This window comes from Thalassospira sp. MBR-102 (genome assembly GCF_040549275.1).
GTDB classification, from domain to species: Bacteria; Pseudomonadota; Alphaproteobacteria; order Rhodospirillales; family Thalassospiraceae; genus Thalassospira; species Thalassospira xiamenensis.
Window position 1 is genome coordinate 312,993 of the sequence record NZ_JBEPTC010000001.1, and the last position, 17,884, is coordinate 330,876.

Annotated in this window: 17 protein-coding genes and 2 tRNA genes; 9 read left to right on the forward strand and 10 right to left on the reverse strand. The window is 54.2% G+C overall.

The genetic code is table 11. The annotated features are described in order from the left end of the window. Positions 1 to 63: 63 nt before the first annotated feature. Entirely contained in the window at positions 64 to 1,098 is a 1,035-nt protein-coding gene (locus ABIE64_RS01485; protein WP_341363557.1) for a hypothetical protein, read from the reverse strand. Positions 1,099 to 1,269: 171 nt separating this feature from the next. After that, positions 1,270 to 2,298, reverse strand: coding sequence for a GGDEF domain-containing protein (locus ABIE64_RS01490; protein WP_063093496.1), 1,029 nt, complete (start codon positions 2,296 to 2,298; stop codon positions 1,270 to 1,272). 1,060 nt (positions 2,299 to 3,358) lie between these two features. On the opposite strand from ABIE64_RS01490, the gene ABIE64_RS01495 reads away from it, so the two are divergent. Together ABIE64_RS01495 and ABIE64_RS01500 are read left to right on the forward strand one after the other, a co-directional pair. Then, complete coding sequence (locus ABIE64_RS01495; protein WP_007090786.1) at positions 3,359 to 3,565, forward strand: cold-shock protein; 207 nt, start codon at positions 3,359 to 3,361, stop codon at positions 3,563 to 3,565. 133 nt (positions 3,566 to 3,698) lie between these two features. After that, a complete protein-coding gene (locus ABIE64_RS01500) occupies positions 3,699 to 4,376 on the forward strand; it encodes a 5-formyltetrahydrofolate cyclo-ligase (RefSeq protein WP_071240349.1) in 678 nt (225 codons plus the stop codon). Positions 4,377 to 4,381: 5 nt separating this feature from the next. On the opposite strand, the gene thpD is transcribed toward ABIE64_RS01500, so the two are convergent. The 3 genes from thpD to ABIE64_RS01515 all read right to left on the reverse strand — a co-directional run bounded on the left by thpD (position 4,382) and on the right by ABIE64_RS01515 (position 5,753). After that, positions 4,382 to 5,293 carry an ectoine hydroxylase gene (gene thpD, locus ABIE64_RS01505; RefSeq protein ID WP_071240531.1) on the reverse strand — a complete coding sequence of 304 codons (912 nt, stop codon included), beginning with the start codon at positions 5,291 to 5,293 and terminating at the stop codon, positions 4,382 to 4,384. Positions 5,294 to 5,523: 230 nt separating this feature from the next. After that, positions 5,524 to 5,597 (reverse strand) — tRNA-Gln (locus ABIE64_RS01510). Between the two features lie 82 nt (positions 5,598 to 5,679). Further along, positions 5,680 to 5,753, reverse strand: a tRNA-Gln gene (locus ABIE64_RS01515). A gap of 252 nt (positions 5,754 to 6,005) precedes the next feature. Here ABIE64_RS01515 and ABIE64_RS01520 point away from each other — a divergent pair. The 6 genes from ABIE64_RS01520 (at position 6,006) to ABIE64_RS01545 (ending at position 13,402) form a co-directional block, all read left to right on the forward strand. Next, complete coding sequence (locus ABIE64_RS01520) at positions 6,006 to 7,184, forward strand: Ppx/GppA phosphatase family protein (protein WP_223305027.1); 1,179 nt, start codon at positions 6,006 to 6,008, stop codon at positions 7,182 to 7,184. A 59-nt stretch (positions 7,185 to 7,243) separates the two neighbouring features. Further along, positions 7,244 to 8,050: an RlmE family RNA methyltransferase gene (locus ABIE64_RS01525; protein ID WP_007090790.1), complete on the forward strand. Its 807-nt coding sequence runs from the start codon at positions 7,244 to 7,246 to the stop codon at positions 8,048 to 8,050. A 278-nt stretch (positions 8,051 to 8,328) separates the two neighbouring features. After that, positions 8,329 to 8,853 (forward strand): PAS domain-containing protein, encoded by a 525-nt coding sequence (locus ABIE64_RS01530; protein WP_007090791.1) that lies wholly within the window; start codon positions 8,329 to 8,331, stop codon positions 8,851 to 8,853. Beyond that, a complete protein-coding gene (locus ABIE64_RS01535) occupies positions 8,828 to 10,156 on the forward strand; it encodes a methyl-accepting chemotaxis protein (protein WP_082822540.1) in 1,329 nt (442 codons plus the stop codon). Before ABIE64_RS01530 ends, ABIE64_RS01535 begins: the two co-directional genes overlap by 26 nt. A 242-nt stretch (positions 10,157 to 10,398) precedes the next feature. Then, positions 10,399 to 11,865, forward strand: coding sequence for an IMP dehydrogenase (guaB, locus tag ABIE64_RS01540; protein ID WP_037992357.1), 1,467 nt, complete (start codon positions 10,399 to 10,401; stop codon positions 11,863 to 11,865). 199 nt (positions 11,866 to 12,064) lie between these two features. Continuing rightward, positions 12,065 to 13,402, forward strand: a complete 1,338-nt coding sequence (locus ABIE64_RS01545; protein WP_354376448.1) for an RsmB/NOP family class I SAM-dependent RNA methyltransferase — start codon at positions 12,065 to 12,067, stop codon at positions 13,400 to 13,402. A gap of 194 nt (positions 13,403 to 13,596) precedes the next feature. On the opposite strand, the gene ABIE64_RS01550 is transcribed toward ABIE64_RS01545, so the two are convergent. Then, a complete protein-coding gene (locus ABIE64_RS01550; protein WP_354376449.1) occupies positions 13,597 to 13,944 on the reverse strand; it encodes a hypothetical protein in 348 nt (115 codons plus the stop codon). A 302-nt stretch (positions 13,945 to 14,246) separates the two neighbouring features. Here ABIE64_RS01550 and guaA point away from each other — a divergent pair, with 302 nt between their 5' ends. Next, positions 14,247 to 15,800 carry a glutamine-hydrolyzing GMP synthase gene (gene guaA, locus ABIE64_RS01555; protein WP_114094949.1) on the forward strand — a complete coding sequence of 518 codons (1,554 nt, stop codon included), beginning with the start codon at positions 14,247 to 14,249 and terminating at the stop codon, positions 15,798 to 15,800. A gap of 65 nt (positions 15,801 to 15,865) precedes the next feature. Here guaA and ABIE64_RS01560 read toward each other — a convergent pair whose 3' ends face one another. The 4 genes from ABIE64_RS01560 to ABIE64_RS01575 all read right to left on the reverse strand — a co-directional run bounded on the left by ABIE64_RS01560 (position 15,866) and on the right by ABIE64_RS01575 (position 17,856). Then, positions 15,866 to 16,066 (reverse strand): hypothetical protein, encoded by a 201-nt coding sequence (locus tag ABIE64_RS01560; protein ID WP_354376450.1) that lies wholly within the window; start codon positions 16,064 to 16,066, stop codon positions 15,866 to 15,868. Positions 16,067 to 16,124: 58 nt separating this feature from the next. After that, positions 16,125 to 16,460, reverse strand: a complete 336-nt coding sequence (locus ABIE64_RS01565) for a zinc ribbon domain-containing protein YjdM (RefSeq protein WP_354376451.1) — start codon at positions 16,458 to 16,460, stop codon at positions 16,125 to 16,127. 106 nt (positions 16,461 to 16,566) lie between these two features. Beyond that, positions 16,567 to 16,977: an MAPEG family protein gene (locus tag ABIE64_RS01570; RefSeq protein WP_354376452.1), complete on the reverse strand. Its 411-nt coding sequence runs from the start codon at positions 16,975 to 16,977 to the stop codon at positions 16,567 to 16,569. Between the two features lie 114 nt (positions 16,978 to 17,091). Further along, complete coding sequence (locus ABIE64_RS01575) at positions 17,092 to 17,856, reverse strand: SDR family NAD(P)-dependent oxidoreductase (RefSeq protein WP_354376453.1); 765 nt, start codon at positions 17,854 to 17,856, stop codon at positions 17,092 to 17,094. Between the last annotated feature and the right edge of the window lie 28 nt (positions 17,857 to 17,884).

Below are 17,884 nucleotides of genomic sequence, written 5' to 3' on the forward strand. Positions count from 1 at the left end.
AAAAAGCGCGGCATTGGCTGCGCTTTTGCAATTGAGGGCAGGGAGATCAAGGTCGGATCAGTGTTACCACTGCATCATCTTGCCTTTGAGAGCGCCCATGCGTTCGTCTTCGTTCTTGAAGCTTTGGCCTGCGACAATCCCGTCCTGCACCTTTGTCATCATCAGCCATTCCTTGACCTTCATGAAACGTGGGGCAAGGAACTGATATGTATCGCGGACCAGACGCACCGCCGGTGCGCCCCGTTCCAGTGCCATCGTATCCCAGCGTTCAAAAAGCGGTTCCCATGCCCGCAGACGGCGATACAGATCATCGCGCTTGTTGCGGATATACTGGCGCTGGGTCGTGAAGTTACGCAGGACTGACATGATTTCGCCGGTATTGGCGTCAATCTCGTCAAAGCTGGTTTCAAACTTTTTCATCGCATCATCAATAAGGCGAATGACCTGTGTGACCGTTTCCAGAACGCCCTTTTCATGTGCATAGATACGGCGCAGTTCCTGCAGCTTCGTGTCGATCTTTTTCACATTGCGGTACTTGTCGCGCAGCGTTTCGACATAAGAAAGTTCCTCGGCAACCTGATGAACCAGATTGACGACTTCCTCGCGGTTTTCGCGGCCGATATTGAGTTTATCGGCGACTTCGTCGAATGCCTGATTGATCTTTTTCTTGGTGCCGGGGTCTTCGGCGATCTGCATCAGCTGTTCGGGATCAGTGATCAGTTCTTCATTCCCGGACATCCAGGTGACAAGCTGCATGGTCAGGCGGTTATAGGCGATTGCACGGTGATCTTCATCGACATCCCACGACGCCTCGCCCGTCAGAACTTCGAGCGGCAAATCATCGCCGGGGCGCAGCACATTGACGAAATCCAGTGACTTGTCGACAAGGCCGATCAGTTCACCATCATTTGAATCCGGGTCGATCCCGAATTCCTTGCAAACCGCCTTAAGGGGCAGGGATACAACCGATCCTTCGGCCATTTTCAGCACAAAAAGAGCCTCTTCCGAAAGGTCGGACTTTTGGAAATGGCATTCCTCGAACGATTTGAAGACCTTGTGTTCAAGATCAAGTTTCCGTTCGCGCATCGGTTTGTTCATTTATTTGCTCCGCCCGGATTGGTACTGCTGGTCTGATTTATCGTCAGCTCCTGCGATAGGGCTGACGGTCAGTTTATTGCAGCAGCCCCCGGGACTGGTAGTGTCCATATTCTCATACCGATAAGGTTGGGAGAACGTATCGATGTTTCCAGTCTCAACCTGACAGATATGTCACATTATCATAATGCAGGTATTTCTGCCTTCCTGTTTGGCTTGATAAAGGGCGCCGTCAGCACGGTCAACAAACTCCAGTATATTCTCGCCAAGCTTATAAGACGTCAAGCCGATTGAAACGGTTAACTTACCGAAATCCTTGCCTGTTTTCTTGTTGATAATTCTTTGACCTGAAACATTGTCGCGCAATTTGTTGGCAAGCTTCGTGGCGTTTTCCAATGTCGTGTCGGGCAGGATGACGGCAAATTCTTCGCCACCGTAACGCGCAACGGTATCCGCCCCTTTGGTCGAATTGACCAGAACCCGTGCAACAGCCTTCAAAACCCCGTCCCCGGCACGATGGCCGTGATTGTCATTGAAGTTTTTGAAATGATCAATATCGATCATCAAAAGGCTTAACGGGGCGCCGGTTTCCATCGTTGTCGTGACCGCATCACGAAGCGATGCATCAAAATTCTTACGGTTGGCTATCCCGGTCAGGGTATCGGTCAATGCATCACGGCGGACCAGTTCCAGTTCGCTGCGAACCCGGCGAACTTCATTGTGGTACTCGTCAAGGCAACCGTTGAATTCACTATAACGGCCATGCGCATCGCGGGTGGCACTTGAAAGTCCGCGTGTGACATCGCGCGCGATTTCAAGCGTGATATCGTCCGAGCTTAACCGATCTGACGCATTGTCGAGATGCTCGCAGAAGCCTTCGGTTTCACGAAGGACGCTGTGAACAGCTTCTTCGACCCGTTCTACCGCAGCCTGTAATCCTTCGACCCCCATATTCAGTCGTTGTTGCAGGGCATGTGTGCCAAGGAATTTGTGGTAAATCCGGAAAACGGTTTCTTCATCCAATTCCTGAGTGTTGCGGATCAAGACCTTGATCAGTTGGCTCAGTTCGGGAATCTCATCGGTCAGATAGCTGTAAAATACGTGATAAACCTGCGGCGTGGGCTGCAGATTCAACTCGGAGATCAGCGTCATGACATTGTGCGCAATGTCGCGTGGATTGGCGATCTTTGTCGTGGCAGTCAATTTATGTTTTCCGATCCGGTCTTCGGCTTAACCTTTTTACCAACTGCTTATGTCCCAATCCGTCCGGAATTATCCGGTTTGCTCGTTTTTTTAATATGTTGTGACTGCGTGCTGCTTTTCACACATTTATTTCTATCTTCAACCGAATTGCCTCTGCTTGTCACGAGAAACCGCGTCAACAATTATGACAAAATCGAACATTCGAAATACGAACGGACAGGGACGCCAGAAATCCTAACGGCTACAGGTGGTTGGTTCTTTTGATTGAATATTGATGTTTTATATTCCCGTTTTATTGTTCGGGGAAAGCATCGTGTATTTGCGGGTGGTACTTCGTGTGGAGCCGGGGCAAGCGCCATGTGATTCGCTTTTGGCCTCTCGTTTGGTTTTGGAAAACTATCGAGGGACTCGGTGCAATAAAGTGATTTCTGACATATGGTGGGGCATTGAAAAACAATCTTTCTATGTTCAATTTTGTGAAAATGTTCACATTTGGCCGTTGCGCCTGATGCGACGGATGGCCCGCTCTGTTGCTTGTTAAATCCGGTATGGCCAGATTGATCCGGCCTGCCTTCTTGCGTGTGGGGGGGCTGAATGGGAATGGTGAAGGATCTGAGGTCGGAAAAATGTGGTTCGAATAATGCCGCTTCCGTCTGAAGCCAAGGGAAATACAAGCGTTTGGGCCGGGTTCACTGATCTTGATCAGGTTGCCAGGCGGTAGCTTGTCACGACAAGGCAGGTCAAAATTGAAATTCGTTCGAAATCAATGTGCCCCCCCGGCGCGATCAGGTTGTGCTGAAAGTTGAACGTCGATCAGCAAGCAATATTCGCAAAATACCGGCTAACCATCAGGGTTGAATAAAGAACTTCAAACACGAATTCGTTGCGTGAAGGTCCAAATTCGCGTAAATGTTGAAACGATGCAGTGCATCTTTGGTCTGTGTTGTTGCCTTCTGGTTGAGGTTTCTAACGCTGGTTCAAAAGCGTATTGCAGGGACGTAACTTAAGCATTTTCCGCGCTTGGGAAATGCGATTACCAAAACTAAGGACGACTACGGATATGGCTACCGGAACGGTTAAGTGGTTCAATGCGACCAAGGGTTATGGCTTCATCACCCCGGACGAAGGCGGCAAGGATGCATTCGTGCACATCACCGCTGTTCAGCGCGCTGGTTTGCAGGGACTTGATGAGGGTCAGAAGGTTCAATTCGAGCTGATTGAAGGTCGTAACGGCCGCATGTCGGCAGAAGAACTCTCCATCATGTAATTTGATTTTGGATTGCAGCTTTTGCTGACAACCGTTAACGCGCCGGTCTCCGGCGCGTTATTCGTTTCAGGGCCTTTTTGCGTTAAATTTGTCTATCACGCCCGTTTCCGACATCGCCATCAGGTTACGCCCCATGACCCGGATCATTTTGCCCGCCCCGCCTAATGTTTCAGACGATGCCGTAATATCTGAGTGGCGCAAGAGTGTGCGCAAGAAGTTGCTGGCATGGCGCGGCAGTATCGATCCGGCCATCCACAGGCAATGGTCCGTATCCGTTTGCAATGGAATGACGGCCATTCTTGCCGAACGGCCAAAGGCGACGGTCGGCTTTTACTGGCCGATCCAGAATGAAATCGATCTGCGCCCGGTGATTGTCGATCATATCGCGCGCGGCGGAAAGGCTGCCTTGCCAGTCGTACCGGCTAAGGCACAGCCGATGATTTTTCATGATTGGACACCGCAAACCGAAATAGCCCCGGGCTTTGCAAGCATTCCCGAACCGGTCGGGACCAAAGAAGCCGTGCCTATCCATGTCATGATCGCGCCACTGGTCGGATTTGACGGTCGTGGCTATCGGTTGGGATATGGTGGCGGATTTTTTGACCGGACACTTGCCGCGATGGCGGTTCGTCCACTTGTTATCGGTGTCGGCTTTGAAGCCACGCGCATCGCCGATATCTTTCCCCATGAATATGACATTCCGGTCGATATCATCCTGACCGAGGCTGGCATACGCCCGGTAAGCGAAAAGGCAACCGGCGATTTCAACAGGGCGGAGGGAGCGTCGCCGCCCTGCTTCCTGTCATCCTGAGCGGGTTATTCGGCGGCCTGTATTTTTTGACGGCCGCTACGTACCGGAACAATATCTTTGCGCGCGGCAAGAAAGTTCGGTCTTGGCTTCGTACCACCAAATGGCGCAACCAGCCTGTTTGACATCGCATTATAAACGAAAAACAGGTTCGACCGCGGGTAGGGGGTGATGTTGTTGCCCGACCCGTGCAGTGTGTTGCATTCGAAAATCAGAACCGACCCGGCGGGGCCGACTGGTGCGACAATCCCGTTCTCATCGACCATTTCCGAGAGGTTTTTCTGATCAGGAGTGCCGATTTCCTGTATCTTGAGCGAGTTTTTGTAGTTCTGATCGGGAGTTTCTCCGACGCAGGAAATGAACTTTTTATGCGATCCCGGGATCAGCATTAACGGGCCATTATGGGCCGAGTTATCCGTCAAAGTGATCGACATCGAAAGGGCACGCATGCGGGGCATGCCGTCTTCGGTGTGCCAGGTTTCAAAATCCGAATGCCAGAAGAATTCCTTGCCTTTGAAGGCAGGTTTGAAATTGACCCGTGATTGATGAATATAAACATCGTCATCAAGGAAATGTTCGGCAATCGCGACCAAGCGGTCATCTGATATCAGCTTCGAAAACACATCGCTTTTGTCATGAACACGGAAAACGCTACGGACTTCGTCGCTGCCCGGTTCCGAGATGACCTCTTCGTCGGTCGGGTCGGAATTTTCGACCAGCCCTGCCTCGCGGCGGAGCTTGGCGATTTCCCCATCGCTGAAAACATTTTTCAGAAACAGAAATCCGTTCTTTTCATAAAACTTCTCATCCTCGGCCGTGATCATCGGGCAATGGCCATGATCGGACCAGATTACCGGATCAACACGATCGATGATGGTCGGATGGGAAGCGTTTCGGGATCGGTACATATCGGTAAGCATCTCATGCTCCTTTGTTGCCAAATGTGCATTCGTTGCCTGTGATTTGTCACAGATCGTGATAGCCCAACGTGCCGCATAGGCGGCAGGTTCCAAAAAGCGTGAAATATCTTTTCTCTGCGTTCCCGGCTTTCCTGCCTGACAGGAAAAGGACTGTTGCACCACATAAGACAATCACGGCTTTGTGCTGCAAAAAAAAATCGTAAAGGTTCGGGATATGCAGATCAGAAAGATGGCTGGGGAACCTGGACTCGAACCAGGACTAGCGGAGTCAGAGTCCGCGGGTCTACCATTAACCTATTCCCCAGCAGGGGTTTTGGTGCGATTTACTGTTCGGTACATATTTGTACGAGACGAACCTCACCATAGCTTGCAAAGCAAGCAAAGGCTGGCTGGGGAACCTGGATTCGAACCAGGACTGACGGAGTCAGAGTCCGTAGGTCTACCGTTAACCTATTCCCCAACAGAGCCTTGAACGCTGTGTGGCGTGGGCCGCTATTTATTAAACCGATGGCACTTTGGCAAGACCTTTTTTGCCCGTTACGTCTTTGGGCACGGGGGTGAAGCCGCTGCTCCATGAGTTAAATGCATACGGGATTTGCCTTGTGCAACATTGTCGGTAAACTCATATGTGTGATTCGCGGGAACGTCATATAATTGTCGTGTTGATGCGATCAAAGAATTTGTAACCGACAAGCAAGGCAGATCAGAGCAGGTGAAACAGGTATCTCCCCATAGCGACACGCACAGGGCTATCCGCCCTGAAGGCGGTGCTGCCATGGCCGGAAATGCCGTGATGGATGCGCCGTGCGTTGTGCCATCATCGAGTTTGCCTGCCGACAGCCTTGTTGTGGATCGCCCGCTGCACCCCACGACCAGTCATCCCCCGCTTTATGCCGCGATTGATCTGGGCAGTTCGAATTGCCGTCTGCTGGTCGCGCGCCCTTGCAAAGACGGGTTCAAGGTGATTGACGCGTTTTCGCGCGTTGTGCGTCTTGGCGAAGGTGTGCGGGAAAAAGGTTATCTTTGTCAGGCGGCAATGGATCGCGCGATTGACGCGTTAAAGGTCTGTTCGAAAAAACTGCGCAAGCATCCCGGTGCAAAACTGCATGCGGTGGCGACAGAAGCCTGTCGGACGGCCAAAAATCGCGATGAATTTGTCCGGAAGGTCTTTGACGAAACTGGTATTGAACTTAAAATCATCAATCCGGACGAAGAAAGCCGTTTGGCACTTCAGGCCTGCTCTGCCTTGCTTGACGAGCGCCCATATGCGGTGGTGTTTGACATTGGCGGTGGCAGCACGGAAATCTGCTGGATCAAGGTCGACAATATGGGCCAGACCCAGTGCATTGAAACGCTTTCGATGCCCTGCGGGGTTCTGTGCCTGACCGAACGTTATGCCGGGATCGAGCAGCGCCGCGAACGGTTCGAAGCAATGCGCACTGAAATTCGCGACCGCCTGCGCGATTTCGCCAGCCGCAATTGCTGCTCGGATATTCTTGACGATGGCAAGGTGCAGATGGTTGGTACATCGGGCACCGTGACCACATTCTGCGGTATTGCGCTTGGCCTTGAACGGTACGAACGTCACAAGGTTGATGGATCGGATTTGCGGTTCGATGATGCGGAACGCGTCACCGAATTGCTGCTGCGCATGGAAGCTGACAAACGCAAAGGCCATCCCTGCATCGGGAATCAGCGGGCCGAGCTGATGGATGCGGGGGCGGCGATCTTTGCCGCGATTCGCGATATCTGGCCCTTGGCGACGCTAAAAGTTGCCGATCGTGGCCTTCGCGAGGGAATCTTGGTCGATTTGATGCGCGCAGACGGTCATGCTATTGACCCGTGCGATGCGCGACGTCATACAGTGTCCCATATCTCGGCCAATCCATGATCGGCATCGCGCCATCGGATCGTACTGGCCTTTAACACGTTTCAGTTCAGGTAAAGAACATGACCGACAATAGCAGCGGAAAAGGCGGGACGCGCCGCCGCAAGGGTTCAGCCATTGCTGCGATCGATACCGGCGCACGGCGCGGGCTGCGGACGCGCGTCAAAAGTGCCAAGGGACGCAAGATTTCCTCGACCCGCTGGCTCGACCGGCAACTGAACGATCCCTATGTGCAGGAAGCCAAGCGCCTTGGCTATCGGTCGCGTGCGGCCTTCAAGCTGATTGAAATCAACAATCAGTTCGATCTGCTGCGTCCGGGCATGCGCATTGTCGACCTTGGCGCGGCACCGGGCGGCTGGACGCAGGTTGCGGTTGACATGGTCGGTTCAAAACAGGGACGCGGTCAGGTCGTCGGGCTTGATATTCTGGAATGGGAAGGTCTTTCCGGTGCAACCTGTTTGCAGGCCGACTTCCTTGACCCGGCAGCACCCGACATGATCAAGCAGGCCCTTGATGGGCCGGTTGATGCTGTGATTTCCGATATGTCGCCCGAAACCACCGGCCATCGCCAGACCGACCATATCCGTATTATCGATCTGGTCGAACATGCATTGCTGTTTGCCGAAGAAGTTCTGGCACCGGGCGGTATTTTCATCGCCAAGGTGTTCAAGGGCGGTACGGAAAATGATCTTTTGAATCGGGTCAAAAAGAACTTCCGCGTATCCAAACATGCCAAACCACCGGCATCACGCCCCGAAAGCCCGGAAGCTTATCTGATTGCAACCGGCTTCCGCGGGCAGAACAATGCCGCCGATGACATTGCCAATGCAGAGTTGCGCGAAGACGACGGCTGGTCGCCGGTCGGCTAAGTTCATGAAAAGGTAAAATGCAAAGCGCGCCACAAGATCGGCGCGCTTTTTTATTTGCAAAAATTCGCTTTCATCCCGCTTGGGTTGTGTCGCGGGTGAAATATTCCGCAATCCGATTGCGCTAAGTCAAGAAGTGGCAATCCGGCATCTTCTATACATTGGTCTAGCAAATAGTCTCCGCACCGGATGAAATTGACGCAGAATTGCGCGACCCGGGCGGGGTTTCGCTATGTCAGGATCGGTTGTGGGACCATTGATCCGTGAACGGGGTGCAATTGATGAAACAGGATCAGCTTTTTCTGACCGGTGTTGAACGTCATTTTGGCGATAATGAAATTATCGTCAGCAAGACCGACACCAAGGGACGTATTACTTACGCAAATGATGTCTTTCTGCGGGTCGCAGGATATCGTGAAAAGGATATTCTGGGCCAGCCGCACAGCATTATCCGCCATCCCGACATGCCGCGCTGCGTGTTCGCCTTACTGTGGGACACGATTTCCAAGGGGCGCGAGATTTTCGCCTATGTGATCAATCGCTCGGCGAACGGGGATCATTACTGGGTGCTGGCCAATGTCACACCGACCTTCGGGCCGAATGGCAATATCGTTGGTTATCATTCCAATCGTCGGGTACCTCGCCGCGAAGCGGTTGAACAGGTTATCCCGCTTTATGCCGATCTTCGTGCAGAAGAAGAACGCGAACGTAATCGCAAGGACGGCATGGCGCGCAGTACACAAAAACTTGGTAATCTTCTGGGGCAGGCAGGCATCGACTATGATCAGTTTGTTTTCACTCTCTAATCTGCGACGGATTTTGATTTCTGGCCTGATGCTGGCCTTTGGTCTGATTGGTGCACTTCTGATGGCGCCAACGCATGCACCGTTTGTTTCTTTGATTGCGACGATTGCGCTTCTGGTCATGGCGTTGATTGGTGCGGTTGCCATCACGCGTCACAAGCGGATCATTGATGAACTGTACGATATCGTCCATGACGCTGCCGATGGAAAAATGGGTGTCAGGGTCAATAATCGTCAAACACAGGGTTATCTTGCGCCCCTGCAAAATGCGGTGAACCAGTTGCTTGACCTGACCGAGGCGTTCGCCAAGGAAGCCGCAGGTGCCATGGGCCATGCATCGCGGGGATCCTATTATCGCAAAATCCTGCCAAGGGGACTGCGCGGTGATCTGATCGGCTATGCCGGGACGGTCAATGCCGCCCTTGATGCCATGCATGAAAAAACCAGAAACTTCAGCGATAGCGCCGGGCGTATCGGTGATGATATCCAGTCGGTGGTTGGTTCGGTCTCGAACAGTGCAAAACAGCTAAGTGACAGTTCCGATTTTCTGTCCCGGCAGGTCAGTCGCATCGCCGAACAGGCCAACGATATGCGCCTTGCTGCCGATGACAGTACCGAGGCCCTGAACGGCATCGCGGTTGCCACCGAACAATTCAGTGCCTCCATTCGTCAGATCGGCGCGCAGATCAATGGTTCCGCCGAACTGGCCGAAGCCGCGGTTAGCCGGGCCCGTGTTGCCGATAATCACATCACGCGTCTTGATGACATGGCGCTTCGCGTGACCAAGGTGGTCGAACTGATCACCGATGTCGCCGATCAGACCAATCTTCTGGCCCTGAACGCCACCATAGAGGCCGCCCGTGCCGGCGAAGCAGGCAAGGGTTTTGCCGTTGTCGCGACCGAGGTCAAAAACCTGGCGTCCCAGACATCGCGTGCCGCCGAACAGGTGATTGGTGAAATCGGCGAAATGCAGTCAATGACCCGCGAAGCCGTTTCATCGGTGCGCGAGATCAATGAAAAGATCAGCGAAATCGATAGCGGTGCGCGTCTGGTTGCCGAAGCCGCCCGCGAACAGACCGAAGTTGTCGGTGCGATCAGTGACCGGATCGATCAGGCGGTGCGACGCATGCAAACCATTGCGGCCATCCTTGCTGACGTTGCCAGCGGCACGACCGAGTCCGGCTCTGTCGTCCTGCAACTCCATAGCGAGGCGACAAATCTTCTGGGGCAGGCCGATTCACTTGATGGTGATGTACGCCGGTTTATCGACAAGGTGCTCAACGTTCCGGATGCTGCGACCGCGTAAAACAGGGGCGGGCGGCTTTCGCGATTGCGGCAAACGCTTGGTCTGCCTTGCAAAATTCGGGGGTGATCCGGGCATAAAAATGGGGCTGCGCCAGATAGCAGCCCCATCTACCAGTTTCTAACGGAACTGCCCGGATAATGCAGCAATAAAATAACAGGGCTGCTATGGGCGCAGAAAACTTGGCATAAAGGCCATAACGTGTATAAGTTCCGCGCCAACTCAGATTAACGAGGTGGCCCCATATGACCCGCATTGCAGAAGCCCTGACGTTTGATGACGTTTTGATCAAACCCGCCGCCAGCGAAGTGCTGCCGGCACAGGTGCAGACCAATACCCGCATTACCAAAAATATCGACCTGCGCATTCCGCTTCTGTCGTCCGCAATGGACACAGTGACCGAAAGCCCGATGGCGATTGTTATGGCGCAGCATGGTGGTATGGGGGTCATTCACAAGAACCTCGATATCGCACAGCAGGCCGAACAAGTTCGCCGCGTAAAGAAATTTGAATCCGGTATGGTCGTCAACCCGATCACCATTCACCCGGATCAGACGCTCGCCGATGCGCTGGACCTGATGGACATCAACCACATTTCCGGTATTCCGGTTGTTGAACGCGCCAGCAACAAGCTGGTCGGCATTCTGACCAACCGCGATGTGCGTTTTGCGTCCAACCGTTCGCAACCGGTTTCCGAACTGATGACCCACGAAAATCTGGTTACGGTAACGGAAAATGTCGAAACCGAAGAAGCCAAAAAACTTCTGCACCAGCATCGCATTGAAAAGCTTCTGGTGGTTGACGAAGCCTATCGCTGCACCGGCCTGATTACCGTCAAGGACATCGAAAAAGCCAAATTGCACCCGAATGCGTGCAAGGATGAAAGCGGTCGTCTGCGTGTTGCCGCGGCAACCGGCGTTGGCGAAAGCGGCTTTGAACGTGCGATGGCGCTGGTTGAAGCCGGTGTTGACGTACTGGTCATTGATACCGCACATGGCCATTCCGCCGGTGTGATCAAGGCAGTCGAATATATAAAATCAAAGATCGGCAATACCCAGATCATCGCCGGTAACGTTGCCACCCCCGAAGCCGTCAAGGCACTGGCCGAAGCCGGTGCGGACGCGGTCAAGGTCGGCATCGGTCCGGGGTCGATCTGCACCACCCGCATTGTTGCCGGTGTGGGTGTGCCGCAATTGACGGCCATCCTTGAATGTGCGGAAATCGGTCACAAGCTTGACGTTCCGATCATCGCCGATGGCGGTATCAAGTTTTCGGGCGACATTGCCAAGGCAATGGCCGCCGGTGCCAGCACCTGCATGGTTGGCTCGCTTCTGGCCGGTACCGACGAAGCGCCAGGCGAAGTCATCCTGTATCAAGGCCGTTCGTACAAATCCTATCGCGGGATGGGTTCGGTCGGTGCGATGGCACGCGGGTCTGCGGACCGTTACTTCCAGCAGGACGTTCAGGATAACCTGAAACTCGTCCCCGAGGGCATCGAAGGCCGCGTCCCTTACAAGGGCCCGGCTGGTCAGATCATCCATCAGATGGTTGGCGGTCTTAAGGCATCGATGGGCTATACCGGTTCGGCAACGCTTGCCGATTTCCGTGAACGGGCCCAGTTCGTTCGCATCACCAATGCGGGCCTGCGCGAAAGCCATGCCCATGACGTGACCATCACCCGCGAGGCCCCGAATTACCGTCCTGGTAACTAATCGGGGCACGCTGATCAATTGGCTGGGCTGCCTTGCGCTTGTCGCTGTTGGCGAATGGCCCAACCCGTGATATCAGCGGGCACAAATTTCAGGTGACGGCAGGCAATCCTGCCGTCATCGCCTTTTTTATCGTATGGTGTTTATTTGAATTCCCATATCGGGACAGGAACATCACACTCAGACAGGTTGGACATTCGTTTTGAAACCCGGTGCACGTATCGCGGCTGTCATTGAACTTTATGACGGCTGGACCCAGACCAGAGACGACGCAGACCGCGTCATTTCCGGCTATTTTGGCAATCGCCGTTATATCGGTGGTGGCGATCGTCGTGAGATCAGCGAACGTTTCTATAACTTGATCCGCCATCAGGCGCGTCTGGGCTGGTGGCTTGCCGAATGCGGATATGAGTTTCAGGACGGTCGTGCGCGCATGATCGCCGAACTGGTCTTGCAGGACAAACGCAAGGCCGAAGACATTTCAAGCATGTTCAATGGTGAGGAGTTCTGCCCGAACCCGCTGCATCCGGCAGAAAATCACCTGATCAACAAGCTGACCGGCAAGACGCTTGATCATGACGGCCAGCCAGGTGCGGTCAAAACCGAACTGCCGAAATGGCTTTATGCCGAACTGCTGAAACTCCATCACGAAAACCTTCCGGCTGAAATGGCGGCCTATAATCAGCCCGCCAAACTTGATCTGCGCGTTAACCGCCTTCAGGGCACGGTTGAAGACGCAATCAAATCGCTCGAAGCCGATGGCATCCACAATATCGAAAGAACGCCTTATGCGCCCAACGGCCTGCGTCTGCCGCTTGGTGTGAATATGCTGGTTACGGCGGCCTACAAGGACGGCCTGATTGAAATCCAGGACGAGGCATCGCAGATTTGCGTGCGGCTGGTCGATGCCAAGCCGGGCATGCATATCCTTGATATGTGCGCGGGCGGTGGCGGCAAGACGCTTGGCATGGCGTCCGACATGCGCGGCAAGGGCCGTATCCTTGCCTGCGACACCCATGGCGGTCGTCTGGATAATTCGCGCAAGCGTGCCAAACGTGCCGGTGCCGGTGACTGTATTCAGCAGCGCATCATCGCTGATGAACGCGATAGCTGGCTTCGCAACAAATCCGGTTTCTTTGATCGTGTGTTGCTTGATGTCCCCTGTTCGGGGCTTGGCACCCTGCGCCGTAACCCGGCACTGCGCTGGCGTATCGGGCAGCGTGATATCCGCACCCTGATGGCAAATCAAAGCAAGATATTGAAGGCCGGTGCGGCAAAGGTCACCAAGGGTGGGCGCCTGATTTACGCGACCTGTTCGATCATGCCCGAAGAAAATGAACGTCTGATCGAGACCTTCATGCGGGATCGCAAGGATTTCAAACCGGTTCCGATCAGTGAAATCTGGCCCGACGGACCCAAATCCGTTCCGGTACCCGGTGGCAAGGACAAGCCGTGGCTTCGCCTGTCGCCTAATGTTCACGGTACGGACGGTTTCTTTGTCGCGGTGTTTGAACGCACAGCCAAAGGCAAGGTGAAATAATGACAATGACGGCTATGGTCATCGCAAACAACCCGATGTCCGATGCCGCCCTTGGTCTGCTCGCAAACTGTAAAATTGCGGCAAGAAAAATGGCCCTGTCCCGAATGGGGACAGGGCCAATTCTTTTCACAAGTGCATTTTACCGTGAACGCGATGTGAAGATTGGATCTTCCACAGTTTACCCGGCCGGTTTTTTATTCCGTCTTCGGGGCAGCTTCGCCATCGGTGGTGCCGCCGTCATCCTGCGGCATCAGTTCCAGCGGGCTGCTATCTTCGCCTGCATTGCCATCAAGACCCTTCATGCCCGGAACTTCCTGATTGTCTTCTGGAAGGACGGTGTTCGGCGCTTCGCCGGTTTCGGCCGCCGGGGCATCCGGTGCCGGGGTCATGGTATCGCTTTTTTCAGTACCGGTTTCGGTGCCAAACAGCGACGCCGGATTGTTGGTCTCGGATTGGGTCATTGCAATGGCCGTTGCCGCACCAGCGACCAGAAGAAGGCCAGCGACGGCAAGCGCGATTTTACTGCCTTTGTTCTGTGTCATTTGTCTGTGTCCCTTTGCATGGTCAAACTTGATTTGCTCATGATTTCTGATTCTGTCGGACGCGGTTATCTCCGTGCTCCGTTGGAAACCAAGTTACAGACGCATTGCGCAGGAAAAAGGGACCAATTGTGCTCTTTTCGGGGGCGTTCCGGCAGGAAAAGGCCGCAATTGTCCCCAAATGCCGGAATTCGGCATCAGAATTTCATGAATGCATCCCAAGGTAACCGTTTGCGCCGGGTTGCCGAGACGGATGGTTTGGCGTATGTACGGCGCAACCCCATACTCGACGGAGATACGGCCCGATGACAGATCGCGTGCTGATTATTGATTTTGGATCGCAGGTCACCCAGCTGATTGCACGCCGCGTGCGCGAAAGCGGTGTCTATAGCGAAATCCACCCCTTCAACAATGTCTCGGATGCTTTCCTTGACGAATATGCGCCCAAGGCCGTGATCCTCTCGGGTGGTCCGGCATCGGTCCATTGGGACAAGGCACCCTCTGCCCCGGCAAAGGTGTTCGAGCTTGGCGTGCCGGTGCTTGGCATCTGCTATGGTCAGCAGACCATGGTCAACCAGCTTGGCGGCAAGGTCGCAACGTCCGATCACCGCGAATTCGGTCGTGCCTTTGTCGATGTCATCGAAGATTGCGCGCTGTTCACCGGCATCTGGGCTGAAGGTGCACGCGAACAGGTCTGGATGAGCCACGGCGACCGTGTCGATGCTCTTCCTGACGGGTTCCGCGTTGTTGGCAAATCCGAAGGCGCACCGTTTGCTGCCATCGCCAATGATGACAAGAAATTCTACGCCGTGCAGTTCCACCCCGAAGTGGTCCACACCCCGCATGGTGCGCAGCTGCTTAAAAACTTCACGCATGGCGTTGCCGGTTGTTCTGGCGACTGGACGATGAACGCCTATAAAGACGATGCAATCGCCAAAATCCGCAAACAGGTCGGCGATGGCAAGGTCATTTGCGGTCTTTCCGGCGGTGTTGACAGCTCTGTCACCGCGGTTCTGATCCACGAAGCGATTGGCGATCAGCTGACCTGCGTGTTTGTCGATCATGGTTTTATGCGCTCGGGCGAGGCCGATCAGGTCGTCACCCTGTTCCGCGACCATTACAATATTCCGCTGGTGCATGTTGACGCGTCCGAAACCTTTATCGGCGCGATCGAAGGCGAAATTGATCCGGAAACCAAACGCAAAACCATTGGCCGTCTGTTCATCGAAGTGTTCGAAGAAGAAGCCAAGAAAATCGGTGGTGCCGATTTCCTTGCACAGGGGACCCTTTACCCGGACGTCATCGAAAGCGTGTCTTTCACCGGCGGCCCGTCGGTCACTATCAAGTCACACCACAACGTCGGTGGCCTTCCGGAACGCATGAACATGCAACTGGTCGAACCGCTGCGCGAATTGTTCAAGGACGAAGTCCGTGACCTTGGTCGTGAACTGGGTCTGCCCGACAGCTTTGTCGGCCGTCACCCGTTCCCTGGACCGGGCCTTGCCATTCGTATCCCCGGCCAGCCGATCACGCGCGAAAAGCTCGATATCCTGCGCAAGGCCGATGCGATCTATCTCGAAGAAATCCGTAATGCCGGTCTCTATGACGCCATCTGGCAGGCCTTCGCGGTGCTGCTGCCGGTCCGTACCGTTGGCGTGATGGGCGATGGTCGTACCTATGACTATGCCTGTGCACTTCGTGCCGTCACCTCGACCGACGGCATGACCGCCGACTTCTTCGCCTTCCCGCCGGAACTGCTTGGTCGTATCGCCAACCGGATCATCAACGAGGTCAACGGTATCAACCGCGTCACCTATGACTACACCTCGAAACCACCGGGAACGATTGAGTGGGAATAAGCTTTCCGATCATCGGAAATGACAGCGGCGCGTCCATTGGGCGCGCCGTTTTGTTTGGGGCTGTTCTAATAACCTGGCCCATCCGAGCCGCAATCCCCTGTCGAATTGCATGCATTCGATAGAATCTGCTGAACGCTGCGCTGCCAGTTGAAGGTCAGGCAGGAAGGCAGCGACAGGGTTGCGACTATTGCGGCGATAAGGGCAAGGTGGCGCATGGTGGCCCCCGTTTCTTTCGGGTGGTTCAAGCCGGTATCAGACGACGACATTGTACCAGAACCCGGTCGCAATGTCGTCGCCATAGTCCTGTGGCTCACAAGCCCGCAATCAGATCTTTTTGACAAATTCGGATTTAAGCTTCATCGGGCCAAATCCGTCGATCTTGCAATCGATATTGTGGTCGCCTTCGACAAGGCGGATATTCTTGACCTTGGTGCCGACCTTAAGCGATTGAGACGCACCCTTGACCTTCAGATCCTTGATGATCGAGACCGTATCGCCGTCAACAAGCACATTGCCATTGGCATCCTTGTATTCGGTTTGATCGCCACTTGCCGCGGTTTGCAGCGACCATTCATGGGCGCATTCCGGGCAAATCAGCAATTCACCATCTTCGTAGGTATAGGGCGACTGGCATTTGGGGCAGGGGGGTAACGTGCTCACGGCAGATCCTTGGGTAAAAGCGTTAAGTCATGACCCTACCCGTTCCGGTTTGGCCGCCTATCTCGTAACGCCCGAAACCCGGCTTGTCGAGAGTTTGCGCCGACAATTACGACCCGAATAATTGCGAGACAAAGGCAAGCATCGCAAACAGGCTGACAAAATAGGCAATGGATCGCACGCCATTGATCCCCGGAACGCGCGTGATCCCGGCAACATAGAACCCGGCATGTGCGATACGGGCGAGGGTAAAGACAACTGCGCAAGCCACAGTGACAGTGTTAGAAATGCCGATTACATGCGCGACCAGAACGATAATCGCGAACGGCACCAGATTTTCCAGATGGTTCTGATGGGCGCGCAGGCCGCGGGCAGCCAAGCCCTGCCGTTCGGGCAGATTGTCGCGATTGCCCAAAAGGCGTTTGCCGCCGACCTGCTTGCCATAGGACCAATTGTAAACCCACGGGAAAGCAAGGCAGAAAAGGGCGTTGAAAACTAGAAGGGCAAGTTCGATGGTCACGGAAACACCTTTTGGTGATGGTTTATCCAAGCCATACGCAGGAAAAAGGGCAGGCGATCAAACTTTTGCGCCGCGAGGCGTGCGTGTTTTATCAAGCTGATCGCCCGAAAGTGCTTATTCTTCTGCGGCCTTGCGAAGGGCCGGGAGCCCGACACCGGCCGTTTCAAACCCGCCATCGGCCGCGATCACCTGACCGGTAACGTAGCTCGCTTTGTCGGAGCATAAAAACGCAATGACCTCGGCGATTTCGCGTTCGTTACCGTATCGGCCAAGCGGCATGGCATCAAGATAGGCCGATATGATTTCCGGCGAATGGACCGCCATGGCAAGCTTGGTCTTGACCGGGCCAGGGCAGACGCAATTGGCCCGCACCCCGAAATCGCCAAGCTCGATCGCCTGCTGTTTTGTCAGGTGAATGACGGCGGCCTTAGATGTGCCATAAGCGACCCGAAGGGTAGATGCCCGAAGCCCGGAAATAGAGCCGATATTGACAATCGCGCCCTTGGTCTGCTTCAGAGCAGGGATTGCCGCCTGTGAGACAAGAAAAACACCATCAAGGTTGGTTTCCATGATCCGGCGCCACGCGCTGAAGTCGGTTTCACCAATTGGCAGGAAATCGGCAACCCCGGCATTATTGACGACCGCATCAATCTGTCCGAACTCGGTCAGGACCTCGTCGATCATCAGATCGACCTGTTCGGGGATTGATACGTCATATTCAAATGCCTTGGCATTTGCGATATCACGACATGATTTGCGAAGTTCCGCGCTGTCGCGATCAATCATCGCAACCTGCCAGCCCTGTTCGATAAAAAGATGTGTGGTGGCAAGTCCGATGCCGCGCGCGGCACCTGTTACGAGGGCAACCTTGTTTTCCATTCACGTCTTCCCTGATAACAGCCGTTAA

What these genes read in the sequence shown, in the direction of transcription:
- ABIE64_RS01500 (WP_071240349.1), top strand. Translation starts at nt 3,699, where the DNA reads ATGACCCGGATCATTTTGCCCGCCCCGCCTAATGTTTCAGACGATGCC.
- ABIE64_RS01525 (WP_007090790.1), top strand. Translation starts at nt 7,244, where the DNA reads ATGACCGACAATAGCAGCGGAAAAGGCGGGACGCGCCGCCGCAAGGGT.
- ABIE64_RS01560 (WP_354376450.1), bottom strand. Translation starts at nt 16,066, where the DNA reads ATGTCGTCGTCTGATACCGGCTTGAACCACCCGAAAGAAACGGGGGCC.
- guaB (WP_037992357.1), top strand. Translation starts at nt 10,399, where the DNA reads ATGACCCGCATTGCAGAAGCCCTGACGTTTGATGACGTTTTGATCAAA.
- thpD (WP_071240531.1), bottom strand. Translation starts at nt 5,293, where the DNA reads ATGCTTACCGATATGTACCGATCCCGAAACGCTTCCCATCCGACCATC.
- ABIE64_RS01535 (WP_082822540.1), top strand. Translation starts at nt 8,828, where the DNA reads ATGATCAGTTTGTTTTCACTCTCTAATCTGCGACGGATTTTGATTTCT.
- guaA (WP_114094949.1), top strand. Translation starts at nt 14,247, where the DNA reads ATGACAGATCGCGTGCTGATTATTGATTTTGGATCGCAGGTCACCCAG.
- ABIE64_RS01495 (WP_007090786.1), top strand. Translation starts at nt 3,359, where the DNA reads ATGGCTACCGGAACGGTTAAGTGGTTCAATGCGACCAAGGGTTATGGC.
- ABIE64_RS01485 (WP_341363557.1), bottom strand. Translation starts at nt 1,098, where the DNA reads ATGAACAAACCGATGCGCGAACGGAAACTTGATCTTGAACACAAGGTC.
- ABIE64_RS01575 (WP_354376453.1), bottom strand. Translation starts at nt 17,856, where the DNA reads ATGGAAAACAAGGTTGCCCTCGTAACAGGTGCCGCGCGCGGCATCGGA.
- ABIE64_RS01550 (WP_354376449.1), bottom strand. Translation starts at nt 13,944, where the DNA reads ATGACACAGAACAAAGGCAGTAAAATCGCGCTTGCCGTCGCTGGCCTT.
- ABIE64_RS01530 (WP_007090791.1), top strand. Translation starts at nt 8,329, where the DNA reads ATGAAACAGGATCAGCTTTTTCTGACCGGTGTTGAACGTCATTTTGGC.